We start from the raw sequence: 3,148 nt of genomic DNA on the forward strand, positions 1-3,148 counted from the left end.
GGCACGGATTTCAAGAGCAGATCCGTGTAGTCGTCAAAGGGCGGCGACAGCGCCGTCGATTTCGGGCCGAACCGCACCAGCTTGCCGCGATGCATCACCGCCACGCTGTCGGCGATCGCCCGGACGATCGCGATGTCGTGGGTGATGAAGACATAGGAGAGCTGCTCTTCTTCCTGCAGGCGCAAGAGCAGCTTGAGGATGCCCTCGGCCACCAGAGGATCGAGCGCCGAGGTCGGCTCGTCGCAAAGGATGAGTTCGGGCCTGGCGGCAAGTGCTCTTGCGATCGCTACGCGCTGTTTCTGGCCGCCTGACAGCTCGGCCGGGTAACGGTCGATGAAACCCTTGCCCATTTCGATCTGGTCGAGCAGTTCGTTTACCCGGGCGGTCTTTTCGCCCCCTCTCAGACCATAGTAGAAGGTCAGCGGGCGGCCGATGATGTCGCGGACCGTCTGGCGCGGGTTCATCGCCGTATCCGCCATCTGGTAGATCAGCTGTATGCGCCTCAAGTCGTCGTTCGGCCGGCTCTTGAGGCGGAGCGCAAGCGGCTTTCCATCAAAGACGATACGTCCGCTGCTCGGGGGCAGGAGGCCGGTAATGACGCGCGCCAGGGTCGATTTGCCCGAACCGGATTCGCCGACGACGGCAAGCGTCTGCCCTTTCGGCACATGCAGAGAAACATCGTGGAGCACCTTGAAGCCGTTGGAATATTCGGCGCTCACATTCTCCACCTTGAGAAGCCCGATGGACTGATCGGCGGCTTCCTCACGGTAGGCTTGCCTGACGTTGACGAGGGCACGGGTATAGTCTTGCTGCGGCGTCTCAATGATCTGCTGGACGCTGCCATACTCCACCTGCTTGCCATGGCGCAGGACCATGATGTCGTCCGAGATCTGGGCGACGACCGCAAGATCGTGGGTGATATAGAGGGCGGCGGTGTGCGTTTCCTCGATGGCGTGCTTGATCGCCGCCAAAACGTCGATCTGCGTGGTGACGTCAAGAGCCGTGGTCGGCTCGTCGAAGACAATGAGTTCGGGGTTGGAGCAGAGCGCCATCGCCGTCATCGCGCGCTGCAGCTGGCCGCCGGAGACTTGGTGGGCAAAGCGATCGCCGAAGGTCTCCGGATTGGGCAGACCCAAGACGCGGAACAGATAAAGCGCACGCTTGCGCGCCTCCTGCCTGGTCATCAGACCATGCTTGATCGAAGCTTCAATCACCTGATCGCCGAGCCTGTGGGCCGGATTGAAGGCGGCAGCCGCTGATTGCGCGACGTAGCAGACTCGCGCGCCGCGAATTTTTCGGATGCCGTTCTTGCCGAGCGCCAGGATATCGGTGCCGTCGAGCCGCACCTCGCCGCCGGTGATTTCTGCGCCGCCCCGGCCATAGGCGAGGGCGGAGAGACCGATCGTCGACTTGCCGGCGCCCGATTCCCCGATCAGGCCGAGGACCTTGCCCTTTAGGAGATCGAAGGAAACGTCGTCGACGATCGTCACCCGCCTTGGCGGTTCGCCCGGCGGGTAGCTGGTCGCTTCGATCTTCAGATTGCGGACGGAAAGAAGCTCAGGCATCGCCGCGCCCTCCCTTGAGGCTGGATGTGCGTTTCAGGAGCCAGTCGACAACGAGGTTGACGCAGACAGCCAGCACGGCGATCGCCGTGCCTGGCACAAGCGCTGCAGAAATGCCGAAGATAATACCGTCCTTGTTGTCCTTGACCATGCCGCCCCAATCGGCCGCAGGCGGCTGAATGCCGAGGCCGAGGAAGGAAAGTGTTGACAGGAACAGGATCGAGAAGGCGAAGCGCAGGCCGAACTCGGCAAGCAGCGGCGACAGGGTGTTCGGCAGGATTTCGCGGAAGATGATCCAGAGCTTGCCTTCACCGCGCAGTTTGGCCGCCTCGACGAATTCCATCACCGCGACGTCGAGCGCCACGGCACGGCCGAGACGGTAGACGCGGGTGGAATCGAGGATCGCCATGACGAGGATCAGGACGATGATGTTCTGCGGCAGGACGGCCAGAACCACGAGCGCGAAGATCAGCGTTGGGATCGACATCATCAGATCGTTGAAGCGCGAAAAGATCGTATCGATAAGGCCGCGCGAAACGGCGGCGGTGAAGCTCAAGATGACGCCGAGCGAAAAGGAGATGATGGTGGCGGCCGACGAGACGAGCAGCGTCGTGCGCGCGCCGTAAATGAGGCGCGAAAGGATGTCGCGGCCGAGATTGTCGAGGCCGAAGACATATTGATCATCGGGCAGCTGCCAGACGTCGCCGACGACCTGGGTCTCGCCATAGGGGGCGATCCAGGGCGCGAAAGCCGCAAAGATGAAGGCGATCGCGATACCGCTGATGCCGATCCAGGCGGTGATGGGGATGTCTCGCAATCTCATCGCGGATGCCTCAGTCGGGGGTTGGCGATGATCGCGAGGATATCGGCCGTCATGTTGAGGAAGATGTAGACAGCCGCAAAGATCAGGCCGCAGGCCTGCACGACGGGCATGTCGCGCACGGTGACCGCATCGACCATGTATTGCCCCATGCCGGGATAGACGAAGACGACTTCGACAACGACGACGCCGACCACGAGATAGGCAAGGTTCAATGCGACGACATTGATGATCGGCGCGAGCGCATTGGGAGCGGCGTGCTTGACGATCGAGCGGAAGGCGCCGAGGCCTTTCAGCTCCGCCGTCTCCATATAGGCCGACGACATGACGGAGAGGATCGCCGCCCGCGTCATGCGCATCATGTGCGCGAGAACGACGAGCACCAGGGTCGCCGTCGGCAGCGCAATCGCCTTCAATCGCTCGACGAAGCCCATGCTGTCGTAGACGGTGGCCGGAAAGGTGGCGATGCCGAACTTCACGGCGAAGAAGAGGATCAGCAGGTAGCCGATGAAGAATTCCGGCAGCGAGATCGCCGCAAGCGAGATCACGTTGATGATCTTATCCGGCAGGCGATTGCGAAAGTGCACCGACAGCATGCCGAGGCCAACGGCGAGCGGCACGGAAATGACCGCTGCGAACCCCGCCAGGAAGAGCGAATTGCCGAGGCGCTTGCCGATCTGCTCGCTCACCGAATTCTTGCTGGCCCAGGACGTGCCGAAGTCACCTTGGACGGCGTTGCCGAGCCACTCGACGTAGCGCGTCGTTA

The 3,148-nt window shown here is 62.1% G+C and carries 3 protein-coding genes; all 3 read right to left on the reverse strand.

All coding sequences use genetic code 11. The features are described 5' to 3' along the window. On the reverse strand, positions 1–1,565 hold a 1,565-nt coding region (locus tag FHT71_RS31025), incomplete at its 3' end, for an ABC transporter ATP-binding protein (protein ID WP_183723278.1). After that, positions 1,558–2,385: an ABC transporter permease gene (locus FHT71_RS31030; RefSeq protein WP_007800106.1), complete on the reverse strand. Its 828-nt coding sequence runs from the start codon at positions 2,383–2,385 to the stop codon at positions 1,558–1,560. The genes FHT71_RS31025 and FHT71_RS31030, both read right to left, overlap by 8 nt. After that, positions 2,382–3,148: ABC transporter permease (locus FHT71_RS31035; protein ID WP_183723280.1), on the reverse strand; the 767-nt coding region annotated here is incomplete at its 5' end. The genes FHT71_RS31035 and FHT71_RS31030, both read right to left, overlap by 4 nt.

Source organism: Rhizobium sp. BK060 (assembly GCF_014193145.1).
GTDB lineage: Bacteria > Pseudomonadota > Alphaproteobacteria > Rhizobiales > Rhizobiaceae > Rhizobium.